This is a genomic window from Campylobacter concisus, assembly GCF_003048775.2.
Classification (GTDB): Bacteria; Campylobacterota; Campylobacteria; order Campylobacterales; family Campylobacteraceae; genus Campylobacter_A; species Campylobacter_A concisus_I.
This window is the reverse complement of sequence record NZ_CP049272.1, coordinates 1,233,513-1,258,473: the sequence shown is the minus strand read 5'-3', so window position 1 is coordinate 1,258,473 and position 24,961 is coordinate 1,233,513. Positions and strand designations below refer to the sequence as shown.

Annotated in this window: 21 protein-coding genes; 16 read left to right on the top strand and 5 right to left on the bottom strand. The window is 37.6% G+C overall.

The genetic code is table 11. The annotated features are described in order from the left end of the window. Nucleotides 1-17 precede the first annotated feature (17 nt). Nucleotides 18-1,892, top strand: coding sequence for a molecular chaperone DnaK (gene dnaK, locus CVT17_RS06295; protein ID WP_021091424.1), 1,875 nt, complete (start codon nt 18-20; stop codon nt 1,890-1,892). 126 nt (nt 1,893-2,018) lie between these two features. Beyond that, a complete protein-coding gene (locus CVT17_RS06290; RefSeq protein WP_107858906.1) occupies nt 2,019-2,450 on the top strand; it encodes a trehalose-6-phosphate synthase in 432 nt (143 codons plus the stop codon). 51 nt (nt 2,451-2,501) lie between these two features. Here the strand turns inward: CVT17_RS06290 and ppk2 are convergent, their stop codons facing one another. Continuing rightward, nucleotides 2,502-3,311, bottom strand: a complete 810-nt coding sequence (gene ppk2 / locus CVT17_RS06285) for a polyphosphate kinase 2 (protein ID WP_021091543.1) — start codon at nt 3,309-3,311, stop codon at nt 2,502-2,504. 105 nt (nt 3,312-3,416) lie between these two features. Here ppk2 and dsbD point away from each other — a divergent pair, with 105 nt between their 5' ends. Continuing rightward, nucleotides 3,417-5,147 carry a protein-disulfide reductase DsbD gene (dsbD, locus tag CVT17_RS06280; RefSeq protein ID WP_107858907.1) on the top strand — a complete coding sequence of 577 codons (1,731 nt, stop codon included), beginning with the start codon at nt 3,417-3,419 and terminating at the stop codon, nt 5,145-5,147. Here dsbD and nth read toward each other — a convergent pair. Next, a complete protein-coding gene (nth, locus tag CVT17_RS06275; RefSeq protein ID WP_021091542.1) occupies nt 5,140-5,772 on the bottom strand; it encodes an endonuclease III in 633 nt (210 codons plus the stop codon). The genes dsbD and nth overlap by 8 nt on opposite strands. Nucleotides 5,773-5,867: 95 nt before the next feature. Between nth and CVT17_RS06270 the strand changes: the two genes are divergently transcribed. The 7 genes from CVT17_RS06270 (at nt 5,868) to CVT17_RS06240 (ending at nt 13,145) form a co-directional block, all read left to right on the top strand. Continuing rightward, the gene (locus CVT17_RS06270) at nt 5,868-6,686 is read left to right on the top strand and encodes a peptidylprolyl isomerase (protein ID WP_085658279.1); all 819 of its coding nucleotides are present in this window, start codon (nt 5,868-5,870) and stop codon (nt 6,684-6,686) included. A gap of 15 nt (nt 6,687-6,701) precedes the next feature. Further along, nucleotides 6,702-7,766, top strand: a complete 1,065-nt coding sequence (gene fbaA / locus CVT17_RS06265) for a class II fructose-bisphosphate aldolase (protein WP_107770156.1) — start codon at nt 6,702-6,704, stop codon at nt 7,764-7,766. Between the two features lie 4 nt (nt 7,767-7,770). Beyond that, nucleotides 7,771-9,084, top strand: coding sequence for a MotA/TolQ/ExbB proton channel family protein (locus CVT17_RS06260; protein ID WP_107770157.1), 1,314 nt, complete (start codon nt 7,771-7,773; stop codon nt 9,082-9,084). Then, the gene (locus tag CVT17_RS06255; RefSeq protein WP_107858908.1) at nt 9,081-10,172 is read left to right on the top strand and encodes an OmpA family protein; all 1,092 of its coding nucleotides are present in this window, start codon (nt 9,081-9,083) and stop codon (nt 10,170-10,172) included. The genes CVT17_RS06260 and CVT17_RS06255 overlap by 4 nt, the downstream gene beginning before the upstream one ends. Then, entirely contained in the window at nt 10,165-11,016 is an 852-nt protein-coding gene (locus tag CVT17_RS06250; RefSeq protein WP_107858909.1) for a pyridoxal-phosphate dependent enzyme, read from the top strand. Before CVT17_RS06255 ends, CVT17_RS06250 begins: the two co-directional genes overlap by 8 nt. Then, complete coding sequence (gene hisD, locus CVT17_RS06245; protein WP_103579500.1) at nt 11,013-12,305, top strand: histidinol dehydrogenase; 1,293 nt, start codon at nt 11,013-11,015, stop codon at nt 12,303-12,305. Before CVT17_RS06250 ends, hisD begins: the two co-directional genes overlap by 4 nt. Nucleotides 12,306-12,389: 84 nt before the next feature. After that, entirely contained in the window at nt 12,390-13,145 is a 756-nt protein-coding gene (locus CVT17_RS06240) for a flagellin (protein WP_188116648.1), read from the top strand. Nucleotides 13,146-13,427: 282 nt separating this feature from the next. On the opposite strand, the gene CVT17_RS06235 is transcribed toward CVT17_RS06240, so the two are convergent. Beyond that, entirely contained in the window at nt 13,428-14,162 is a 735-nt protein-coding gene (locus CVT17_RS06235) for a HugZ family heme oxygenase (RefSeq protein ID WP_196373559.1), read from the bottom strand. 232 nt (nt 14,163-14,394) lie between these two features. Between CVT17_RS06235 and CVT17_RS06230 the strand changes: the two genes are divergently transcribed. From CVT17_RS06230 to CVT17_RS06210, 5 genes are read left to right on the top strand one after another with little or no spacing between them, the layout of a single operon-like run. Next, nucleotides 14,395-15,378: a FecCD family ABC transporter permease gene (locus CVT17_RS06230; RefSeq protein ID WP_107770162.1), complete on the top strand. Its 984-nt coding sequence runs from the start codon at nt 14,395-14,397 to the stop codon at nt 15,376-15,378. Next, entirely contained in the window at nt 15,375-16,142 is a 768-nt protein-coding gene (locus CVT17_RS06225; protein WP_107770163.1) for an ABC transporter ATP-binding protein, read from the top strand. Before CVT17_RS06230 ends, CVT17_RS06225 begins: the two co-directional genes overlap by 4 nt. Before the next feature lie 19 nt (nt 16,143-16,161). Then, complete coding sequence (locus CVT17_RS06220; protein ID WP_107858910.1) at nt 16,162-16,971, top strand: ABC transporter substrate-binding protein; 810 nt, start codon at nt 16,162-16,164, stop codon at nt 16,969-16,971. Nucleotides 16,972-16,979: 8 nt separating this feature from the next. After that, a complete protein-coding gene (locus tag CVT17_RS06215; RefSeq protein ID WP_107770164.1) occupies nt 16,980-18,197 on the top strand; it encodes a radical SAM protein in 1,218 nt (405 codons plus the stop codon). Further along, complete coding sequence (locus CVT17_RS06210; RefSeq protein ID WP_107770165.1) at nt 18,194-18,712, top strand: flavodoxin family protein; 519 nt, start codon at nt 18,194-18,196, stop codon at nt 18,710-18,712. Before CVT17_RS06215 ends, CVT17_RS06210 begins: the two co-directional genes overlap by 4 nt. Nucleotides 18,713-19,000: 288 nt before the next feature. Here the strand turns inward: CVT17_RS06210 and rpoD are convergent, their stop codons facing one another. Together rpoD and CVT17_RS06200 are read right to left on the bottom strand one after the other, a co-directional pair. Next, on the bottom strand, nt 19,001-20,857 hold the full coding sequence (gene rpoD, locus CVT17_RS06205; RefSeq protein ID WP_103604792.1) for an RNA polymerase sigma factor RpoD: 1,857 nt from the start codon (nt 20,855-20,857) through the stop codon (nt 19,001-19,003). 152 nt (nt 20,858-21,009) lie between these two features. Next, entirely contained in the window at nt 21,010-23,949 is a 2,940-nt protein-coding gene (locus tag CVT17_RS06200) for a TonB-dependent hemoglobin/transferrin/lactoferrin family receptor (RefSeq protein WP_107770166.1), read from the bottom strand. Nucleotides 23,950-24,139: 190 nt separating this feature from the next. Between CVT17_RS06200 and CVT17_RS06195 the strand changes: the two genes are divergently transcribed. Next, nucleotides 24,140-24,949, top strand: coding sequence for a flagellar hook-basal body protein (locus CVT17_RS06195; RefSeq protein ID WP_103648248.1), 810 nt, complete (start codon nt 24,140-24,142; stop codon nt 24,947-24,949). Nucleotides 24,950-24,961: the final 12 nt, after the last annotated feature.

Below are 24,961 nucleotides of genomic sequence, written 5' to 3'. Positions count from 1 at the left end.
TAATAAAAAGGAAAAATATGTCAAAAGTTATAGGTATAGACTTAGGTACAACAAACTCTTGTGTGAGCGTTTTTGAGCGTGGCGAGAGCAAGGTTATCCCAAACAAAGAGGGTAAAAATACAACTCCATCTGTTGTTGCTTTCACAGACAAGGGTGAAATTCTAGTAGGTGACGTTGCAAAACGTCAAGCAGTTACAAACCCTGAAAAAACGATATATTCTATCAAACGTATCATGGGTTTGATGAGCAATGAAAAAAATGCTGAAGAGGCAAAGGCTCGCTTGCCATATCACGTCGTAGACAGAAATGGTGCTTGCGCGGTTGAGATCGCTGGTAAGGTTTATACTCCACAAGAAATTTCAGCAAAAATTCTTATCAAACTAAAAGAAGACGCTGAAGCATACCTTGGTGAAAAGGTAACAGATGCGGTTATTACAGTGCCAGCTTACTTTAATGATAGCCAAAGAAAAGCTACAAAAGAGGCTGGAACGATCGCAGGACTAAACGTACTTCGTATCATCAACGAGCCAACAGCAGCTGCACTTGCTTATGGTCTTGATAAAAAAGAGGCTGAGAAAATTTTAGTTTATGACCTAGGTGGTGGTACATTCGACGTTACAGTGCTAGAAACTGGCGATAATATTGTTGAGGTTTTGGCAACTGGCGGTAACGCATTCTTAGGCGGTGATGACTTTGATAACAAGATAATCGACTGGCTAGTAAGCGAGTTTAAAAATGAAAATGGTATCGATCTAAAAGGCGATATCATGGCACTTCAGCGCTTAAAAGAAGCGGCAGAAAACGCTAAAAAAGAGCTTAGCTCAGCTCAAGAGACTGAAATAAATTTACCATTTATCACAGCTGATGCGACTGGTCCAAAACACCTTGTTAAAAAGCTAACTCGTGCTAAATTTGAGGGCATGATCGACTCACTTGTGGGCGAGACTATCACTAAGATAAACGAGGTAACAAAAGACGCTGGTTTAAATAAAAGCGACATCAAAGAGGTCGTAATGGTCGGTGGTTCAACTCGTGTGCCACTCGTTCAAGAAGAGGTTAAAAAAGCATTTGGCAAAGAGCTAAATAAGAGTGTAAATCCAGATGAGGTCGTGGCCATCGGTGCTGCTATCCAAGGTGCGGTTATAAAAGGTGACGTAAAAGATGTGCTACTTCTTGACGTAACTCCGCTTAGTCTTGGTATCGAAACACTTGGCGGCGTGATGACTAAGATCATCGAAAAAGGCACAACCATACCAACTAAGAAAAGCCAAGTCTTCTCAACCGCTGAAGATAACCAAAGTGCCGTTACTATCATGGTTTTACAAGGCGAGCGTGAGTTTGCAAGGGATAATAAATCACTTGGAAATTTTAACCTCGAAGGCATCCCAGCAGCTCCAAGAGGCGTACCTCAAATCGAAGTTGAGTTTGACATCGACGCAAACGGAATTTTAACCGTTTCAGCAAAAGATAAAGCAACTGGCAAAGCTCAAAACATCACTATCTCTGGATCAAGCGGCTTAAGCGAAGAAGAGATAAACAACATGGTAAAAGACGCCGAGCTTCATAAAGAAGAGGACAAAAAACGCAAAGACGCAGTTGAAGCTAGAAACCAAGCTGACGCACTAGTTCATCAAACTGAAAAGAGTATGAGTGAGCTTGGCGAGAAAGTTCCAGCTGAAGATAGAAGTAACATCGAAGCTGCGTTAAATGATCTAAAAGAGGTCTTAAAAGATGAAAATTCTTCAAAAGAGCAGATCGATGCAAAAGTAGAAGCTCTAAGCAAAGCTAGCCACAAACTTGCAGAAGCTATGTATAAAAAAGATGAAAACGCTGGAGCAAACGGCGGAAATAATAAAAAAGACGACGACGTTATAGACGCTGAAGTCGAGTAAAACTCCTAGAGCAGGGCGCTTGCCTTGCTCTTTTATAAATTTATCTTCATAAATTCTTAAGATTGATTCAAAATAAGCAGTTTAAATAGTTAAAATTTATATAATGCCAAACAAAAAGGCTAAAAAATGTACTTATTTTTTTTGATTACTCATTTAATTTGTGCCATTGTATTTATAGGATACGTATTTTTCGATGTTTGCATATATCCGTTTGCTAAAAAAACGGTTGATGTTAAAACCCTTGAAATAGTTAAAAAGGCCTACACAAAAGGCAGCGCAAAGGTTTTTGGCACAGCATTTTTGTTGCTTTTAATAAGTGGCGCTTATATGGCAAAAGACTATTTTGGAGGTGAGCTTGGCTGGTGGCAAAGCAACTTTCAAAAGCTGCTACTTGTAAAAATTTTTGTCTTACTCATAATGTGCCTTGTAACTTTTATCTCTGTTCTTAATGTAGTTCTTTTAAAAAAGCCTGATCCATTTGGTAAATTTTCACATTTAATAGCTCTAGTACTTTGCCTGATAATGGTCATTTTAGCAAAAGTAATGTGGTGGGCTTAAAAATTTAGCTAACAAATCTAAGCAAATCGCTAGCTAGAAGTTAAAAGTATTCTAATCAATACTCTTTAACTTATCTTTATTTAGCCCTTCTTCTATGCGCTTTATCTCTTCACTTCCATCTCTTACGACGTTTTTGTCAAATTCCAAGTAGTCATTTATCTTTTTTGGATATTCAACGTGACTTAGAATAAATTTAAAGACATTTAGCCTAGCTTCTTTTTTGTTATCGCTTGAGACGATGACCCATGGTGAAATGCTATTGTGAGAGGCAAGAAGCATCGAATATTTAGCGATAGAGTATTGATCCCAAAGTTCTTGTGCTTTTTGATCAACGGGTGAAATTTTAAACTGCTTTAGCGGATCATTTTGTCTCTCTTTGAAGCGTTTTTTCTGCTCATCTTTTGTGATTGAAAGATAAATTTTAAAGAAAATTATGCCGGAGTTTATGATCATCTCTTCAAATTTTGGCACTTCACGTAAAAATTCCTTATGCTCTTCTTGTGTGCAAAAGCCCATTACTGGCTCAACGCCAGCTCTATTGTACCAGCTTCTATCAAAGATCACGATCTCTCCAGCACTTGGTAGATGAGTCACATATCTTTGAAAATACCACTGCGTTTTTTCGACATCACTTGGCTTAGCAAGCGCTACTATACGGCAACCTCTTGGATTTAGATGCTCGGTTAAGCGTTTTATCGTTCCTCCTTTACCGGCTGCGTCGCGCCCTTCCATTAGCATAAGTACTCTAAGGCCTTTTTCTTTTACGTAATTTTGAAATTTTAAAAGTTCAATTTGAAGTAGTCTAAGCTCTTCCTCGTAGCCAAGTTTCTCACTTTTTTGGTGTTTTTTGTCTTTTGACATCTTTGCTCCTTTAAAATTTCACATATTTTCACGATTTTACAATAAAATAGAATAAATTTAAGAATTTAGACTAAAATCATCTTTTTTAATTTAGCAAGGATTAGTATGTTTTTAAAATTTCTTTTTTCGATTATTTTATTTGCAGGCTCGCTTTTTGCCGAGGTTTTAGATGTTAGCAAAGCCTTTGTTTTAACTCCAAGCATTGATAGTCAAAATGTTGAAGTGAAGTTTAACTTTGGTGAAAATATCTATCTTTATAAAGAGAGTTTCGAGATTAAACTAGCTGGCAAAAAGATAAATGAGCTATTAAATTTGCCAAGTAGCGAAAATACGGGAGAATATGAAATTTATCCAAAAGATTTTTCAATTTTTATCCCATTAAATTTAGTAAAAGAAAATCTTTCAAATGGCAAAGCAATACTTGACATTAACTATCAAGGCTGTGCTAAAAACGGCATTTGCTACCGCCCGCAAAGCAGAATTTATGAGATAACTGACCAAGCTGGAAAATTTAGCATTGCCACTTTTAAAAAAGAGCAAAAAAGCGATACCGATAGCTTTGCTGAAGAATTTTCTAGCGAGCAAGATATTGCAAATGGGCTTGGAGATAAAAATTTCTTTATCTCGCTTCTTACTTTTTTTGGTTATGGTCTCTTGCTTTCACTAACACCTTGCGTCTTTCCGATGATACCGATACTTTCAAGCATAATCGTCTCAAAAGGTGCTAATTTAAACGCAAAAAAAGGCTTTTTACTATCATTTATCTATGTTGTCGCGATGAGCCTAGCTTATGCACTAGCTGGAGTGGCAGCTAGCCTACTTGGCTTTGGTATCGCAGGCGCTTTGCAAAATATCTATGTACTTGGCACTTTTGCGGCCATTTTTGTCATTTTAAGCTTTAGTATGTTTGGATTTTATGATATAAAATTGCCAGCAAAATTTGAAAATTTGATAAGTAAAAAATCGCAAAATAGTTCAGGCTATGTTGGAATTTTTATTATGGGTTTTGCCTCAGCTCTCATCGTATCACCTTGCGTAGCAGCACCATTAGCTGGTGCGCTTCTTTATATCGCTCAAAGCGGAAATGTCTTTTATGGTGGCATTATGCTTTTTGTCATGGGGCTTGGTATGGGCGTGCCGCTACTTATTATCGGACTAAGCTCTGGAAAGCTCTTGCCAAAACCTGGTAGTTGGATGGATGAAGTGAAAAAATTCTTTGGTTTTTTGATGCTCATCATGGCGGTTTGGATCCTTGCGCGTGTGCTCGGAGAATTTTTTGAGCTATTAGGATATGGCATTATAGGCGTTTTTATGGCGGTTTATTTTGGGGCATTTGAAGTAGCAGAGCAAAGCTGGGCTAAGTTTAAAAAAGCGTTTTTTATCCTAGTTTTTATATATTCAGTTATGCTAATAGTTGGTTCATTTTTGGGTTCAAAGGAGGCTTTTTCTCCGCTTTCTGGACTAAATTTGGCAAAAAGTGATAGTGCGTTAAAATTTAATTCCGTTAAAAATTTAGATGAACTAAATGAGATAATAAAAACCTCAACCAAACCTGTTTTAGTAGATTTTTATGCTGATTGGTGTGTAAGCTGCAAAGAGATAGAAAAGATCACTTTTAAAGATAGCGATGTTATGGATGCTTTGGCAAATTTTGCACTTATTCGTATCGATGTAACAAATGGTGGACCACAAAATGATGAGATGCTAAGAAATTTTGGGCTTATTGATCCGCCTGCACTTTTGTTATTTAATGGCGGCGATGAACTAAAATTTCTTAGAACTATCGGTTTTATAGATACTAAAAATTTTCTAGCAAAGCTTGAGAAGATTAAATAATCTTGTCCTTGCTGTTACAAAGATCATTTAAGATACACTCATGGCAAAGCGGTTTTTTGGCTTTACAGGTGTAGCGCCCAAAGAGCACCATGGCTTGATGAAGCTTGCCAAGATCTGTTTTAAAGGCATGGCTAAGATCAGCTTCAGTGGCTTCTGGCGTTTTTGCATGGCTAAGATCAAGTCTGTGCGCCACTCTAAAAACATGCGTATCAACAGCCATAACATTTGCATTTGTAGCTTCTAAAAGCACGACATGAGCGGTCTTTTGTCCAACTCCAGCAAGTGCTTTTAGCTTCTCTTCATCAAGTGGAATTTCTCCATTATAAAGCTCAACCACGCTGTTTGCCATTTTGATTAAATTTACCGCTTTGTTATTAAAAAAGCTGCACGAATTTATCATTAGTTTTAGGCTTGCTAAATTTGCGCTAGCTAGCTCATAGACATCTTTATATGCTTCAAATAAAGCTGGAGTTATTAAATTTACTCTTTTGTCGGTGCACTGGGCTGAGAGCATGACACAGACAAGTAGCTCATATAAATTTCTAAATTTAAGCTCGCTTTTGGCGTCTTTAAACTCTTCTAAAAGTCTTCTTTTTATCTCTAAAATATCTTTTTTTGTTCTCATTTTCGTATTTTACCTTATTTTCTTAAGTTAAATGAAAAGTTATCGCTTTATTTGATATAATCTTGCCCATAAAATCAATTTTTTAAAGGATTTATATGAAAAAATTTTTGTTTCCAGCAGTTTTAAGTTTAGCAGCAGCTGTTACTCTAAATGCAGCAGTAGTTGCAACAGTTGATGGTGATGCTATAAGCGATAGCGATATTTCAAGCCTTTTATCAGCAGCTATGCCAGGATTTGACGCTAGCAAGCTTCAACCAAATGAGAAAAAACGTATAATCGACGATCTAATAAATAGAAAACTTCTTTTAAAAGATGCTAAGTCAAGCGGTATTGAAAAAGATGTAGAGTACATCAAAGCTGTAAAAGCAGCGCAAGAAGGCATCGCGGTTGAGCTTTATATGAGAAAGCTTTTTGACGGCATAAAAGTAAGCGATAACGAGCTAAAAGATTTTTACAATAAAAACAAAGCAAGTATGAACGAGCCAGCTCAAGCAAAAGCAAGGCATATCCTAGTTGAAGATGAGAAAACAGCAAACGACATCATCGCTCAACTTAAAAATTTAAAAGGTGAGGCATTAACAAAGAAATTTGCAGAGCTAGCAAGCCAAAAATCAATCGACAAAGGTTCAGCTGCACATGGTGGTGCACTTGGCTGGTTTGGTCAAAGCCAAATGGTAAAACCTTTTGCAGACGCAGCATTTTCAATGGCTAATGGCACAGTTTCAACTAAGCCAGTTAAAACTCAGTTTGGTTACCATGTTATCTTGAAAGAAGATGGCAAAGCTGCTGGCACTGTAAGCTTTGAACAAGCAAAAGCGGAGATCGAGCAAGCTGTTAAAATGGAGAAATTCCAAGCTGCTGTTAGACAAAAAAGTGAAGCTCTACGCCAAAAAGCAAAGATAGAATACAAATAAAATTTGGAGGATAAAATGGGCGTTTTAGATATCGTAAAACCTGGTGTTTTAAGCGGAGATGATGTAACAAAACTTTATGCTTATGCCAAAGAGCAAGGTTTTGCAATACCTGCTGTAAATGTCGTAGGCAGCGACTCAGTAAATGCTGTTTTAGAAGCAGCAAAGGTTGCTAACTCGCCTGTTATCGTTCAGTTTAGTAATGGTGGTGCAGGTTTTTACGCTGGTAAAGCCTGCGAAAACGCAGCCGTTCTTGGTGCGATCGCTGGAGCAAAGCATGTTCATTTACTGGCTAAGGCTTACGGTGTGCCAGTCATTTTACACACTGACCACGCTGCTAGAAAGCTTTTACCTTGGATAGATGAGCTAGTAAAAGCAAGTCATGAATATAAAAAAGCTCACGGCGTGCCACTTTTTAGCTCTCACATGCTTGATCTTAGCGAAGAGAGCTTGGAAGAAAATTTAAGCACATGCGAGAAATATCTAAAAGAACTTAGCGAGCTTGGCATCAGCCTAGAGATCGAGTTAGGCGTCACTGGTGGCGAAGAGGACGGCGTGGATAATACAGGCGTTGATAACGCGCTTCTTTACACTCAGCCAGAAGATGTCGCTCTTGCTTATGAAAGACTAAGTAAGATAAGCGATAAATTTAGCATCGCAGCTAGTTTTGGCAACGTTCACGGCGTCTATAAACCAGGCAATGTCGTACTAAGACCAGAAATTCTTAAAAACTCACAAGCCTATGTGGCAAAGAAATTTAATACAAAAAGTGACAAGCCTGTAAATTTTGTATTTCATGGCGGTAGCGGTAGTGAGCTAAAAGATATCAAAGATGCTGTAAGTTACGGTGTTATCAAGATGAATATCGACACCGATACTCAGTGGGCTTTCTGGGACGGTGTGCGCGAGTATGAGGCTAAAAATAGAGCATACTTGCAAGGTCAGATCGGCAACCCAGAAGGCGATGATAAGCCAAATAAAAAATACTACGACCCAAGGAAATGGCTAAGAAGTGGTGAGGAGAGCATGGTTAAGCGTCTTCAGACTGCTTTTAGCGACTTAAACTGCCTAAATAGGAACTAATCCTATGCAAAATCAAAATGATTTTAGTGAGCTAAGCGTGCCAAAAGAGCACCAAGCTCACTCTTTCTTTGTCTTTTTTAAAGTTATCTTTATCCCTTTAGTCATCTATATCTTGGCGATACTAGCGTATCTTGGCGTTATAAATTTTCAGATGAAGCTTCACACCATAGTGATGATGGGCGTTATACTTTTTGTCGCTTTTGTCTTTTCACGCCACAGTGCCTTGGTAGCTTACTCAAATTTCTTAGCAAATGCAAAAGAGTACAAGATAAGGCTAAAAGAATTTATCATTGCTCACCTCTTTGAAATTTCAAGTGTCAAAAAGGCAAATGCTAAATTTGAAGATTTTTTTGAGAGCTATACAAGAAATTTTAGAAATGACAATCTAGCAAACATCGGTCAAGCAGTCTTTCCTATGCTTGGAATTTTAGGCACATTTATCAGTATCGCCATCTCCATGCCAAGCTTTAGCTCAAGCACCTCAAACGGCCTAGAAAAAGAGATCGCTATACTACTAAATGGCGTAGCTACGGCATTTTATGTATCGATCTACGGCATATTTTTAGCGCTTTGGTGGATGTTTTTTGAAAAGATAGGCGTTAGTAAATTTGAGAAATTTTATAGCGAGCAAAAAGAGCTAAGCCGTGAGTTTTTTTGGCAGGAAAATGAGCTAAATGCAAATTTCATGAAAGCAAGTGTAGGCTACTTTAAAGATAGTCACGACGCCTTTAAAATGGTGCTTGACGATAAATTTGTAAAAGAGCTAAGCGAACTGACAAATGAGAAATTTAACAGCCTAAAAGAGCTTTGTGAGGTTGAGAAAAATATCATCAATCAAAGCAAGGCCGAGCTTAGCGCAAGTCTAAAAATGCTAAATGAAGCTAGCCTAAAACAAGATGAATTTGTAAAAATCCACTCTGATATGCTAAAGGCAGTAAGCGCATTTTCTAACGCCTTTAAAGATATGGAGGTTAAAATTTTAACCGAGCATGCAAAACTTGGCGAAATTTTTAGTAGAAATTTAAACGCCACGAAAGAGAGCCAGCTCAAATTTGAGCAGACTATCAAGAGCTTTGACAAGGTTTTAAGAGAATTTTCTTACTCGCTCATGAAAGAGCAAAACGACGCACTAAGGGAATTTAGAGCCTCGCTTGTGGAGAGTGCGACGATATTTAAGGCAGCTTATGAGCAAGAGGGTAGGAGCTTGGAGCGTGAGAAAGAGCGCGAGAGCCTCATAGCTGAGCTTAAGAAGAACATAGACGAGATCGATAAAGAAGCAAATTCTGTAATAGAAAAAATCGAAAATCTAGTGCAATGAAAATAAACAAAAATAACGAGGATCAATCGAGCTTTTGGGTTTCGTACGCAGACTTGATGGCGGGTCTGCTCTTTGTTTTTATGCTGCTAATCGGTGCTGTCGTCGTAAAATACGTCCTAACTCAAAATACCCTTGAAAATAAAGAGCAAGCCATCATCGCAGCTTTAGCAAATTTAAAAGATGCCCAGGGCAAGAATTTTACCCTTGAAGAGCTAAATGAAGCCCTAAAAAGCGAGCTTTCAAAGATAAGCGACGAAAACATAAATTTAAAAAAATCAAATGAAATTTTTGTCATCCAAATAGACGCCCTAAAAGAAAAACTAGCCCAGCTTATAGAGCAAAACAAAGACGCAAATGCGAGCATAAAAGAGCTAAATGCTAGTATTTTTGATCTAAATCAAAAGATGATCGTGCTAAATGATGAAATTTCATCAAAAGATAGAGCGCTTAGCGACGCAAACGAAAGCAGTGAGAAAAATTTAGCCAAGATCGCCTTTTTGCTAGAGCAAGTGAGCCAAAGAGAGGCTAGATATGACGAGCTTTTAAGGGATCTAAACGTCACTCGTGACAGAGTGAAAAATTTAACTGGTATTAGAGTAAAAGTGATCTCAGCCCTAAAGGATAGGCTAGGCTCAAGCATCGAGATCGACCCAAACTCAGGCGCACTAAAGCTTAGCTCCTCAGTACTTTTTGATAAAGGCAGTGCGGTCTTAAAAGAAGAGGTCAAAGAGGAGTTAAAGGCTACGCTTAGTAAATATTTCGACGTGCTTTTAAATGACAAAGATATCGCGTCAAACATTGATCAAATCATAATCGAAGGCTTTACAGATAGCGACGGAAGCTATATTTATAACCTAGAGCTTTCACAAAAAAGAGCATACGCTGTGATGGAATTTATAAATTCATTTAGTGACGATACTCGACTTAGAAAGCTGCTTGTTGCAAGCGGACGAAGCTATAATGAGCTAGTTTTTAAAGACGGAGCCGAGGACAAGGACGCTTCAAGACGTATCGAGATCAAATTTTCACTCTCAAACAAAGAGGCTATCAACGAGATAGAGAAATTTTTGGAGTTTAAGGGTGATTGATAAAATTTGCTTAAGAGGGCGAGAATTTTGGCTTTTAAGAGATGACCTGCTAGGCGAGTTTAACGGCAACAAAGCAAGAAAACTAGAGTATTTTTTAAAAGCTGATCTACACGGCATCCAAGCCATCGTATCTCACGGCTCAAGCCAGTCAAATGCGATGTATAGTCTAAGTCTTTTTGCTAAGATAAAGGGACTCAAATTTTACTACGTCGTCTCTCATCTAAGCTCAAATTTAGAGCAAGATCCAGTAGGAAATTTCAAATTTGCACTTGAAAATGGCATGGAAATTTTTGTAAAAGAGGAGCGTGAGAAATTTGCTAAAGAGCTAGCAAAGAGCCAAAACACACTATTTATAAACGAGGGCGTAGCGCAGAGTGAAGCCGAGCTTGGCTTTATCACGCAGGCAAATGAGATAAATGAGTGGAGCAAAAAAAGTGGCATAAGGCCTGATATCTTTTTACCCTCAGGCACAGGCACAAGCGCATGCTATCTGGCAAAGCATACCGATCTTAACGTTTTTACAACTCCTTGCGTGGGGGATGGCGACTATCTAAAAAAGCAAATTTATGAGCTAGACAAAAATAGTAAAGTGCAAATTTTAAATCCACCAAGGAAGTATCATTTTGGGAATTTATACCCAGAGCTTTATGAAATTTGGCTTGAAGTGTGCAAAAGCGGTGTAGAATTTGACCTAGTGTATGACCCTGTTGGCTTTATCACGCTTTTTGCAAATTTAGATAAGCTTGGAGCTGAAATTTTATATATCCACCAGGGCGGAATTTTAGGTAACATTACACAAAGACAAAGATACGAGAGAAAATTAAAATTAAAGGAGCATAAATGAAATTTTTTCATAGTAGTGACGCTGATTTTGAGAGTAAATTTTTACAGCTTGTTAAACGAAGTGATAATGACATGAGTGCTGTAATGCCGGTGGTTGCTGGAATAATAGATGAGATAAGAAAAGATGGCGATAGTGCACTTTTTGCGCAGATAGCTAAATTTGATAAATTTAGCGTTACAAGTAAAAACGACATAATAATCGACGTTAAAGAGATGGAAGCTGCCTATAATTCGCTAGACAATGCTTTGAGAGTAGCTTTAAATTTAGCCCACGATAGGATAAAAAGCTACCACGAGCGTACAAAGCCAAGCGACTGGACCTACAAAGACGAGCACGACATCTTACTTGGCGCAAAATACACCGCAGTTGATCGTGCCGGCCTTTACATCCCAGGTGGTAAGGCGGCATATCCTAGCTCGCTTCTTATGAATGCGATCCCAGCGATTGTAGCTGGCGTAAAAGAGATCGTTGTCTGCACCCCAGCACCAAATGGAAAGGTAAATCCTCTGCTTCTTGCGGCTATGCACCTTTGCGGCATAAAAACAGCCTTTAAAGTAGGAGGCGCAAGTGCCATTGCGGCGATGGCATACGGAACCGCAACAGTACCAAAAGTTGATGTCATCACAGGACCTGGCAATATCTACGTAGCGACTGCTAAAAAGCTAGTCTATGGCGACGTAAATATTGACATGATCGCTGGTCCAAGTGAGATAGGCGTGATCGCTGATGATAGTGCCGATCCTCGACATATAGCTATCGATATGCTCTCTCAAGCCGAGCATGACGAGATAGCAAGTGCCTTTTTGATAACGCCAGTGGAAGCCTTTGCAAGGGCTGTGCAAAGACACATTGAAGATGAGTTAAAGACACTAAAACGTGAGCCGATCGCAAGTGCAAGCATAAGAAATAAAGCCGCAATAATAGTAGCAAAAGATCTAAAAGAGTGTTTTACTCTCATGAATGAGCTCGCAGTGGAGCACCTAGAGATCGCTACAAATGACGCTTTAAGCTATATGGATGAGGTAAAGCACGCGGGAGCTATATTTTTTGGACACTTTACACCTGAAGCGATGGGAGATTATATAGCTGGGCCAAATCACACATTGCCAACTGGCGGAAGTGCAAGATTTTACTCACCGCTTGGAGTTGAAAATTTCATGAAGCGAAGTTCGATCATTTCAGTGAGTAGAAAAGGTATCATGCATCTTGGCAAATCATGTATGCAGCTAGCCGAAGCTGAAGGACTAACCGCTCATAAAAAATCAGTTGCAGTGAGGCTAGAAGAGTAAATAAAAATGGATTTTATAGAGATTTTGCAACTCTTTATAGAATTTATAGTAGAATCCATAGCGAATTATTAAAAAGGAGTTGTTATGAAGTTAGGAACTTATACTGCAAACCAGGCTTCAGGAAACTATTATTTAGATCAAGCAAAAAATAGTGAGAAGAAAGCGTTAAATGCTATCTCTGCAAATAGCGAGATCAAAGCATCAGGTGCAAATTTGCAAATCGCAGAGAGTTTGCTTTCACAAACAAATGTCTTGAACGAAGGTTTGGCAAATGCAAACGATATGATCGGTATGCTTCAAATCGCTGACTCAACGCTTTTAAATTTAAGTAAAAGTACGGATAGAATAGGTGAGCTTTCAAGTAAGCTTACAAATCCTACTCTCTCGGCAAATGAACAAAAAGGCATAAAGAGCGAAATCAACGCACTAAGAAATGCTATGAATGATAGCGTAAAAGAGGCTAAATTTAACGGTAAAAACGTATTTGATGCTGAGCTTGGATTTTTTACAGGCGAGAGTACAAAAAATATAAATTTGGGTACAAATGCTCTTTTAAATGTAAAAGATGACGGCTCAAATACAGGTGAAATTTTAAAAAATATAAATTCACTTCGCTCAGAGATCGGATCAACACAAAATGCTGTATTTAGAGGCATAAATGCTCTAGCCGCAAGGAGCGTGGCAAATGCTAATAGTGTAGAAAATCTTGATAGCAGCGATATCGCAAAGAGCTTGGAAGAAAATTTACAAGCAAATTTAAAGCTACATGCTGCGAGCTTAGCCAAAGCTCATGATACTACGAGCTTGGCCGCAAAACTAGATAAACTTCTAGCTGAATAAATTTTTACCGGTCTTGCGCCGGTAAATTCTTTTTTAGTTTCTAATAAATTTTTATAATGATTCTATCTTGTTTGGATGAAATATGTTTATAGTTTAGATTATAGGTATAGGCATATTGAGGAATTTTGATGCTAGATTTGCTCAAGTTCAGGCAAACCTAAGCCATTTTTATGATAAAAAGCAAAAATGTTACTATTTGTATTATTTAAATTTTTATAGTAAAGCAAAAAATAAATTTTAAGAGGTGTAAATTTGTAAGACCAAATGGTCTTACAAAAGTGATTATTTTTTAGTGTGAGGGTTGTTTACTCTGCCACTATCGACAACTTGGAGTCCTACTGTGTCATATGCTGCGCCAAAGCCTTTTACATATCTACCTTTTGTTGGGGTGAGTTTTACTATATAGAAGTCTTTCATCTCTTTAATAAATGCAAGTGCTGATTCATTTGCAAAGGCACTCTCAAATTTTGATATAAATTCATCTCTTACACTGTCGCTCATAAACTCAGCTTTAGCTTCAAAGCTTACTCTTACACGAGCAAATAGACTTTTTGCATCTTTTTCATCCTGAATAAAAAGGAGTGAAATTTTATCCGGGTTTTGTTTTATTGAGTGGTAGTGATCTGCTACTGATGATATGCAGATATAAAACTCATCGTTTTCTTTTATAAAAGGTGAATACGACGAAACCGCTTGTCCGTCAAGAATGCTTGAGATCACAACAGTCTTAAAGCTATTTATAAATTTCATCATTCCGCCTTGCACACTAGAGCTGTTTGTATCGCCCTTGATGCTCATATAAAGTTCGATGATCGACTCTCTAAAACCATCTCCGCCTGCTTTGCTTAAAAATGGTACAAATGTTTTTGCCTGATTGCATGTTATTTCCATGCCATCTTCGTTTATATCAGTCATTTTTACGTTTGTAGGCTCAGCTACACCACTAAATTTCTTACAAAATTCGATCACTATATCCAGATGGTCCTTATTCATGTGGTCTAATGCTCTTTGTTTCAAAACCGTTCTCCTTAAAAAATAAAATTAAAAATCGCAAAATCATACTAAAGAAAACTTAAAATTGATTAAAATTATCATTAATATTTTTAAAGCGAGAATTAAGCTTATTTTTTTAAAATTATGAGTTAATAATAATATTTTAGAAAATTTATATCTTTTATTTAAAAATTATATTTTCTGCTTATTTTTATGCTTTTTGTTGTTTTTAGCCATTTGTATTAAAAGGAAATTTATGCAAGGTAGTACCAAGCTTGCCATTTTACTCATTGTGCTCATTGTTTTGCTCTCTTTTATCTCGCTTAGTATAGGCGGTTCTGACATAAGCATGAGTGAGATTTTAAATTTTATATTTAATAACAAAATAGACGAGATGAAAGAGACCATCTTGTTTGACATTAGACTACCAAGGCTTGTAATGGCTCTGCTTATAGGTATGCTTTTGGCCAGCTCGGGTGTTGTAACGCAAAGCGTCTTTTTAAATCCGCTTGCAGATCCATATATCATCGGCATAGCCGCATCTGCGACATTTGGAGCAGTAGTGGCATATCTTCTTGGCTTATCTGAAATTTATTATGGCATCTTTGCTTTTTTGTCTTCTAGCTTACTTACACTTGCTATTTTTGGAGTTTATAATCGTAGTCGCTCTATTGCTACACTTCTTATAGTTGGTATCGCCTTTTCATCTTTTCTAGGGGCATTTACGAGTTTTGCGACATATCTTATAGGTGAAGATAGTTTTAAGATAGTGGCATGGATGATGGGTTATTTAGGTTCTGCTTCATGGCAAAAGGTCGGCATTATCGCTGTTCCGCTTATCTTTTGCATGATATATTTTTATCTAAAACGCTTTGAGTTAACGATACTTTTAAGCGGGGAAGACGAGGCAAAAAGCCTTGGTATAGATGTCGATGCACTTAAGAAGCGTCTGCTTGTCATAGCTTCGCTCACGGTTGCTTTTTCGGTCGCATTTACCGGCATGATAGGCTTTGTTGGGCTCATTATTCCACACTCTTTTAGAATGCTTTTAAATACCTCAAACAACGCTATTTTACTGCCGCTTTCTACTCTTGGAGGAGGAGCGTTTTTGCTAGCTTGTGACGTAGTGGGGAAGAGTGTTTTAAGCCCGGTTGAAGTGCCAGTTGGCGTTATTAGTGCGTTTTTTGGAGCGCCATTTTTTCTATTTTTAGCACTTTATCTAAAAAGGAGTGTGCATTGAGCGTAGAAGTATCAAACTTAAGCTTTTCATACGCGCAAACAAGTGTGCTAAAAAATATAAGCTTTACTGCTAAAAGTGGAAAATTTATAGGTCTTTTGGGCTCTAATGGATGTGGCAAATCAACACTTTTAAAATGTATCTTAAATTTGCTTTCTCCAAGCACTGGAAGTGTCAAAATTTTAGAAAAAGATGTACAAAGCTACAGCACAAAGGAGCTTGCAAGAACGACTAGTTTTGTACCTCAAAAAAGCGCACTTACGATGCCATTAAGTGTTTTTGAGCTTGTTTTGATGGGCAGATATGCTCATCTAAAAAGCTCTTTTAGTGGTTATAGCTCTCACGATATTGCGCTAGTTGATGAGGCTTTACAGACTTTCGGACTGGATAAATTTAAAGACCGAGTGGCAAACTCATTAAGTGGTGGCGAATTTGCTAGAGCTTTGCTTGCTCGTGCAATAGTTAGCGAGCCTAAAGTTTTGCTGCTAGATGAGCCTACATCAGCTCTTGATCTAAGCCATGCTATAGAGGTGTTAAAGCTTTGCTCGCATCTTACTCGTGAGCTAAATTTAGTCACCATAGCTGTGCTTCATGATCTAAATTTAGCCTCACTAATATGTGATGAAATTTTAATGCTAAAAGGCGGTGTGATAGCTCACAAAGGGAGTGTCAGAGAGCTTTATAATCCAGAAATTTTAGATGAAATTTACGGCCTTAAGGCAGATATCATATATAAAAATGATATGCCATTTGTTTTACCAAAATGATAATTTTAAAGGAGATTTTATGAAAAAATTATTTTTAGTTTTTGCTTTTTTGCTTGGTTTTAGTGGTGTTGGCCTAAGTGCTAAAAATATCGTTGTGCTTGATCCTGCAGTGGTTGAGATGATGTATATGCTGGAGGCTGAAGATCAGATCGCAGCTATTTCTACTCTTGAGTTTGGTAAGATTTGGCCTGAGGATAAGACGGAAAAGCTAAAGAGCGTTGGCACTTATACAAAGCCAAATTTAGAGCGTATAGTCGAGTTAAAGCCTGACCTTGTAGTTACTAGCTTTCACTCTGATGGTGTAAACGCCGACCTTGCTAAATTTGGTATAAAGACACTTACGATGCAGGCAAATAGTGTAGATGATATTTGCAAAAATATAGAAAAAATGGGCGATATCACAGGCAAAAAAGAGCGTGCTGGCGAGCTTGTGGCTAAGATAAAGCAGGACTTTTTAAAATTTCAAAACTCAAATTTAAGCGGTAAGAAAATTTTAGGCGTTTATGCAGCTACCCCACTAGTTGCTTTTAACGATGCTAGCTTGCCTGGGGATATGTTTACTAAATTTGGTATGAAAAACGTAGCAGGTGGCCTAGCTGGAGCGATGCCAATCGTTCAAAATGAATTTATCCTAGCGCAAAATCCAGACTTCATAATAGTTGTAGGCATGAAAGATGGTAGTGATTTTTTATCGCAAAATCCAGTGCTAAAAGCAACTAGTGCGGCCAAGAACTCTAAAATTTTAAACGTCCCATCAAGTCTTGTCTTGCGCGGTACACCTCGCATAAATGATGCCGCAAACGAGCTATTTAACACACTTAACAAGTGAGTATACAAATGTTTAACAAACGTATAAAAGGTCATAGCGTAGCTCCTTCAAAAAGACCTGATATGGTGAGTGAAGATGAGCTATGGGAATTTTTAGAGAGTGCGCCAGATGAAAATGAAGGAGTGATCTACATCCATGTACCGTTTTGTGATAACATCTGCTCGTTTTGCTCGATGAATAGGACAAAGCTTGAGGATGAGCTTGATGAGTATACAAAATTTCTATTAAGCGAGATAGAAAAATACTCCGCCACGAACTACTTAAAAAGCAAGAAAATAGGTAGTGTATATTTTGGTGGCGGCACCCCAACGATATTAAAAGAGAGGCACTTAGAGCAGGTGATAAACGCACTTAAGGGCAGCTTTAATATCTTGCCTGAGTGTGAATTTAGCCTAGAAAGTACGCTTCATAATCTAAATATAAGCAAGCTTCGCCTTTTAAACGAGCTTGGTGTAAATAGATACAGTATTGGCGTGCAAACATTTAGTGAGGCTGGCAGAAAGCTGCTAAATCGCACACATAGTTCAGATGGAGCCGTAAAACATCTACGTGATCTGCGTGAGAAATTTAGTGGAATGCTTTGTGTTGATATTATATATAACTATCCTAATGAAAGCATAGACGAGGTAGTAAGAGATGCTAAGCTAGTGCGTGAGCTCGGCATTGACAGTGCGAGTTTTTATTCGCTTCAGTTTTTAGATGGCTCAGTGCTTAGCAAGACCATAAGCGAGGATTACTATGACGTAGAAGTCGATAAGAGCCTGCATCACGCATTTTTAGACGAAATTTTAAGTCAAGGCGACTATGAAATTTTAGAGTATACAAAGGTGGCCAAAAAGGGTAGGGACCAATATAAATATATAAGACTATCTCACGCAGGCGCTGATGTCTTGCCTCTTGGAAAAGGCGCTGGCGGTAGGCTAGGGGAGTTTGGTATCTATAACATGAGTCAAAAGATGAAAGTTATGGGTCACATGACTGCTAGACAGATGGAGTTTGATAGATTTGTAAATCTTTTTCAGTATCCACAAATAAGCCTTGAGCGTGTTTTTAAATTTGTGAGCCAGACGTGTGCTAATGAGCTTATGGATCTTTTTAAAAAATGTGAGGAAAGTGGATATCTAAAAATCGAAAACGACTCTTTAAATTTTACAAAAGATGGCGTATTTTGGGGAAATTCTATCGCAAATGCAGTGATGGAAATTTCTAAGAAGGAGTTTTTATGAAAAGTATTGTGATATATACATCAAAAAGTGGAAATACAAAAAAGATAGCAGAGGCTATTGCTGGTGAGCTTAGCTGTGAGGCGATAAATTTTGCCAATGCGAGTGAGATAAATTTGAGTGAGTTTGATTTTATCGCGCTTGGATACTATATAGATCAGGGCTCACCGGAGAAGGAATTTAAAAAATTTATCTCTCAAAGTGTAAAAAATAAAAAAGTAGGCTTTTTTATAACCCTTGGTGCTGATGTACCAAGTGCACATGCCACGCAGGCGATAGATCAAGGCAAAGAGCTATTTATGCAAAATGGCAATAAAATTTTGCGCACGTTTATCTGTCAAGGTGCGATTGCTCCTGAAGTAATAGAGCAACTAAAAAAACTTGGTAAAGCTATGCCCGATGATCCGAGATTTGCTCTAACGCCTGAGCGACTAGAGCGATGGGAGCGAGCCAAAACGCACCCAGATGAGGCTGATGTAAAAGCCGCAAAGGAAGCATTTAGAGGGGTTAAAATTTAAACTCATTTTGTGCCTATTTTTGCTCTAAAATTTTAATGATCTTGCAAATTTTATTTTTATTGGTGAGTGTGCTGTGATTATAAGATTATAATCAATCCTTGCTAGTAAATAGAAAGCTAAAATTTACTACAACAATATGCTTTAAAGGCCAACTAGCTTTGTAGATTTTAGCTTTGTTACTTTTGCGACTAAAATTTATGTGGGAGATATTTGCTTTAATGTGAGTATAAAATTTTGATTTTAGCTTCTAGCTCAAATTTGTGTGAAATTCGAGCTAGATTAAGGCTTTTAGCCTTCGATGTAGTTTTTGAGTTTCCTACCAACTTTTGGGTGTTTTAGTTTTTTGATAGCTGAGCTTTCTATCTGGCGGACACGCTCACGAGTGACGTTTAGTGCTTTGCCGATCTCTTCAAGTGTACGGTCACTCTCATCTTCAAGCAAGCCAAATCTCATCGAAATGACTGCTTTTTCACGCTCATTTAGCTGCGAAAGCACATCGTCAATTTGCTCTCTCAGGTCACTTTTTAAAATTTGATCAATTGGAGAAAGCGAGCTTTTATCCTCTACAAAATCTCCAAATTTTCCATCCTCTTCGTTTGCGATTGGAGCTTCGAGGCTGATAGGTTCTTTTGTTATTTTGATGACTTGCTTTACCTTATCAACACTTAGTCCAACCTCTTTTGCGATAACGCTTACATCAGGCTCTTTACCTTCTTCTTGGAGGTATTTGCGATTTATTTTATTGATACGATTTATCGTCTCTATCATATGGATAGGTATCCTAATCGTCCTTGCCTGATCGGCGATCGCACGCGAGATAGCCTGGCGGATCCACCATGTGGCATAGGTTGAAAATTTATAACCTTTTCTGTATTCAAATTTATCAACCGCCTTCATAAGGCCAATGTTACCCTCTTGGATGAGATCTAAAAATGGTAAGCCCCTATTTGTATAGCGTTTTGCGATACTTACAACTAGACGGAGGTTTGACTTAGCCATTCTAGCTTTTGCCTCGTCAGAAATTTTCTTTCCACGTTTGATCTGCTCTAAAATTTCTTTTAGCCTTGTTGGCTCAAGATCAAAGCCTTGCTTGCTTGCCTCTTTTGTAGTAAATAGCTTTTTGATCTCGACATAAGTTGAGACCATTGTAGCTTCTGGCACACGAGCTGCGATCTCTTCTTTGCTAAGTTTGATGATATCTTTTAGTATACTTTTGTGATTTTTCTTAAGTTCGTCGCTAAACATTGGCAAGCGATACTCCAAGCGTTTTAGCTCTCTGTCAAATTCGTCATCACTTTTTAGCGCTGTCTCCATTGATTTTACGATCTCGCTAATTAACTTGCTTGTTGGGCCAAGATCCATCAGCTTCTCTTTTAAAATTTTCTTTTTAAATGCAAGAGTCATCTTTGAAGCTGTGTCGTCGCTCTCAACTTTATCCTGTTTGTTTGCAGTCTTTAGCCACTCTTTTTTTGCCTTTTCGAGGGCCTTAAAACTCTCTATAACTTTTTCAGCACGTTTATCGTTTTTAGCTGATTTTTTAGGAGCTTCGTTTTCTTCGTTCTCTTCATCTTCCTCGTCTATATCGTCTTCGCTATCTTCATTTTCTTCGTTTTCACTCTCGTCTTCAAAGCTCTTAAAAAGCTCTTTTACACGGCGCTCCCTATTGATTAGTGGCTCTTTATAGTCAAGTATGAAATCGATCAAAAATGGTACAGAACAAAATGCATCAATGATAATATCTTCGCCAAGCTCAATCCTTTTGCTAATCTCTACCTCTTCATCTTTTGTAAGAAGCGCGATCTGCCCCATCTCTCTTAGATACATCCTGACAGGACTATCAGATCTTGACCACTCTAAAAGGTCACTTTCGCCTGAAAGATCGAGATCTTCGTCGATATCTTGATCGCTTTTTTGAGCGTTTTCTTGGCGCTTTTTAGCATCAGCTAAATTTCTAAGCTTTGCGGCCTCAGCAGATGTGATGAGCTGGACTTTATTTGTTTTTGCTAGTTGTTCTATCTTTTTTACTATCGTAGCAGTCGGAGCTTTGTCTAATAATTTTACTAATTTTTCGTATGTTAAAAAGCCTTTTGCATTTTCAGCGAAAAGCTCTTCTATCTGAGAAAAAGAGTCTTTTGCGGCGCTCATAAATTTCCTTTCGAATCGTCTAATTGTGATTTAAGTGTTGTTTAAAAGAAAGTGGATTATACCCAAATTTTTTAAAAAGTGCATCAAAACAGTGAAATTTTATCTATACAAAGCTACCGCAAAAGTCTAAAATTGCGGTAGCTATAAAATTATTAAAACGTCATTTCAAATGTTAGCTTGAAATTTCTACCAGGTGAGTAAAATCTAGCAAGGCCCCTGCCAGTTTCTTTATTTACCATATTATTTGTGCCAAAAGTCCTTATACTTCTTGCGCTATCCCAGCTTGTGTATTTTCTATCTGTGATGTTATACACGCCTGCTGTAAATGTGAAATTTTTCATCGGTCTATAAAACGCTACAAAATCAAATAAACTGTATGTGTTGCTGACATATCTAACATATGTATTTTTTGCGTCCGGATCGTCTTTGGCATAGATATTATAAGTATCTTCTGGGCGTTTTGCTTTTACGTGCGTCATATATAGATTTGCTCCAAATTTATTATTTCTTGTGTGATATCCGACGTTATAGACAAATTTTGCTGGCTGAATGGCATTCATTGGAGCGTCTAGCTTGCCGCTCTCATCTACCGACATTCTACCTTTTTGATATAGGTATTTATAGCCGACATTAAAGCCACTTAGCCCACTATAAGCTTGCTCTAGGTCTAGATTCGCACTTAGCTCAACACCTCTTACTCGAGCCCTTGCTCTATTTACGTTTTGGTACATTTCTACTGGCATTCTACTACCGGCATTTCCGTATGTTAGCGTGCCACGACCGATATACTTTAGATCGATAAAATTTTTATAGTCTGTTTGAAAGAGATTTATTGTAAAAAAGCTAGGTGAGTTATGAAGAGTTACGGCAAATTCTTTTGTTTTTGCAATCTCAGGTTGAAGAGCTAAATTTGGAAATATCGTAAAATCAGGATGCTGAAAAGTAAAATAAATTTCATCAGATGTTGGAGCTCTAAAACCATTTGCATATTTTGCCTGAAGTCTTATATGCTCAAATGGGTCAAAATTTGTTGAAAGTGAATACGAATGATGTGTAAAATCCCTCTTTTGGCTTGCTAGATAACGTGCATTTTCTTCAGCATTTTTAGTTTTTATCCTTTTTACTTCTTCTGCACTAGAGCCAGGCGGTATAGTAAAAGGTATAAAAACACCAGCAAAAAGATCAGTTGGCAGCTTTGGTGTCTTGCCTGGTATGTAGCTTGGATTGTGTGTTATTTTGTCAAACCTATAATTTGCATCTACGCTTAAAATTTCAGTTAAAGATATATCATCACCCAGATAAAATGCCTTTGTCTTCGTTTCTACAGGTATCAAAAAGCTAAATTTATTATCCTCATGTCTACAAAGTGTACTGTAATCATTTCCGCCGTGAGGCATGCACTTGTCTGGTTGAAAATTTGGTAGCAAGCCTGTGCCCTTGTTTGCCATGCCAAAGAAATATTTCGCCCACCATTCCTTATTGTGTGCCTCATAACCTTGTTTATTTATCATACTCTTATCTATTTGATTATAAAGTCCACCGTATTTTAAAGTATGATCCATTTTAAATAGGCTAAATTCCTTTGTCGCATCTAAATTTAGCTGTTTTGTATCGGTATTTAGATCTCTATCTTTCCAGTTATTTTCAAGATATCCTGGAGCTCTTGGCAAAAGTAGTTCCTCAAATCTATTTTTTGGAGTAAGCTCTGCATATTTTCCATTGCCATCTGGCATGTTTTGCGGAGTTAGATTGTAGGTTTCATATCGTTTGGTTGTCTTATTAAAAAGCGTTAAAGGCTTAGAGCAATCATACTGATTACAATCGACAAGAAGTTTATCTGCTCCGCGATTTGTTCTTCCATAGAATGTTTCATCTACTTCGTTTCCATGACTGTCAAATACAATATCTTGAGGAAAAGTAAAGCCAGCTCCAGGCCAAGGCTCTTTTTCTACTTGTCTCATTTGTAGGTCGCCACCATATTTATCCACCAGCTTACCTTCGTTATTTAACTTTAATCCTGATGGATTTAGTAGGCCTTGACAGTCGTTTTTATCACAGTACTCATCAGTCCTTGCCTTTAGCTGGATCTTTTGCTTTGAATAAGTTATCTTCATACTATCCCAAAGTGGGTTTTCATCGTAGTTTTCATATGTATAAAAGATATTTTCACGTTTGTTTTTATCATTTACGTGCCTTACATCGGTGCTGTAACGCACGTTATTTAACATACCGCCAGTATAAAGAGCAAATTTATACGACCAGTCAGTACCTACTGTCTCTTTTGTGCTTCTATCGATTCCTATGCTAAAACGGTTCGTTTCATTAAAATTTACACCAAATTTAAATAGCCTGCTATCTGTGTTTATGGTATAAGGATCCGGTTTTTCTCTTTCCTTGCCAAGCACATTGTCATCGTATGTATTGTATCCCCAGTTTTTCATCTCATGACCATCTCTTTTTGTAGTGATAAAGAGAATATCAAACCATTTTGCTCGTGCGGCCATCGTATGAGAAAATAGTTTTTCATCGTTGGCTGATGATTTTTGTGCTTTAAAGCCGTAAAACCAGTCTTTTTCTGTAAGATAGTCTCTGGCGTCTTTTGTTTCAAACATTACAGAGCCACCAAGCGCACCTGAGCCGGTTTTTATACTATCTGCACCTTTTGTAATATTTACTTGCTGGATGTTTTCTATCTCTACGCCATTTCTTGTATTATTAAAATTTCCATATCCTTCAAAGAGATCCTTAAAACCCTGTGATGAAAGTGTCTCAGCTTGATTAAGCCCGTCGATACTGATAGCTACGCGGTTTTCATCAACGCCTCTTATAGCATATCCGCTAGAGCCAAAGCGACCAGTCTCAACCACACTGACACCAGTGTCATAGCGCACCATATCTCTAGTATCGCTTACTTGTTGTTTAGTAAGCTCGCTTGCCGTCTTTTTTACTTCACTAATCTTTTTATTCTTTACGTTTTCTTCTTCCGCAGTTACCTCTACTCCGCCAAGTTCAACTTCTTTTATATTCTCACTTTCTTGGGCCAACAAATTTAAGCCAGCACAAAGTAAAACAACTAGTGAAGTCTTTTTCATAATAATATGTATCCTTTTTTGTATTTTTATTGTTTTTAATAGTCATTATCTATATTGAAGTCGCGAATCTTAACATTAAATAAATAAATTATTTATTAAACTTTATGAAATATTTAATAATTAAAAAATTAAAATTTTGGAACAGCTATTGCTTTAAAAACCGTGACAATAATTAATTTTAGGAAAATGCATGCAAAATGGTTATTATCAAGCCACTGCTGGCATGGTAACGCAGTTTAACAGACTAAATGTGATCTCAAACAATCTTGCAAATGTAAATACGATCGGCTACAAGCGAAATGACGTAGTTATCGGAGATTTTGCGAGAATTTTTAAAGAGACACAAGATGAGCTTCCACTTAAAAATCACACAAAAGATGGAGCAAAATTTTTAAATAGAACGCTTAATCGCGTGCCACAAGTGAGCGAAGAATACACCGACTTTAGTGCTGGTGGCTTTAAATACAGCTCAAACACGCTTGATTTTGCGATAAAAAGAGATGACGCATTTTTCTTAGTTGATACCCCAAATGGCGTAAAACTTAGCAAAAACGGCTCTTTTAGCCTTGATGGTGATGGCTACATCGTCACAAAAGAGGGCTATAAGGTGCTGCCAAGTGGTTACGAGGCACAAAATCCTGGTCAAAGAGGCATCCAAGTACCACAAGGTGAGGTGCTAACTGCTGATAAAAATGGAAATTTATATTCAAATAATAATCAATTTTCTAAATTTTTTATCGCTCAGCCAAGAGAGATAAGAGATCTTAAAAAGGTCGGCGACAACCTCTTTGAAACTAGAAATTTTGACGACATAAATGAGCTTGATGAAGCTGATAGTGTAATGCAAGGATATGCTCAGATGTCAAACGTAAATCCAGTTTTAGAAATGGTCGGTTTAATAGAAACCCAGCGCCTAGTTGATATGTATCAAAAGGTTATGACAAGCCACATGAGCGACCTTAACCAAGATGCTGTTCAAAAACTAGCCCTAAAAGCTTAATAAAAGGATAAA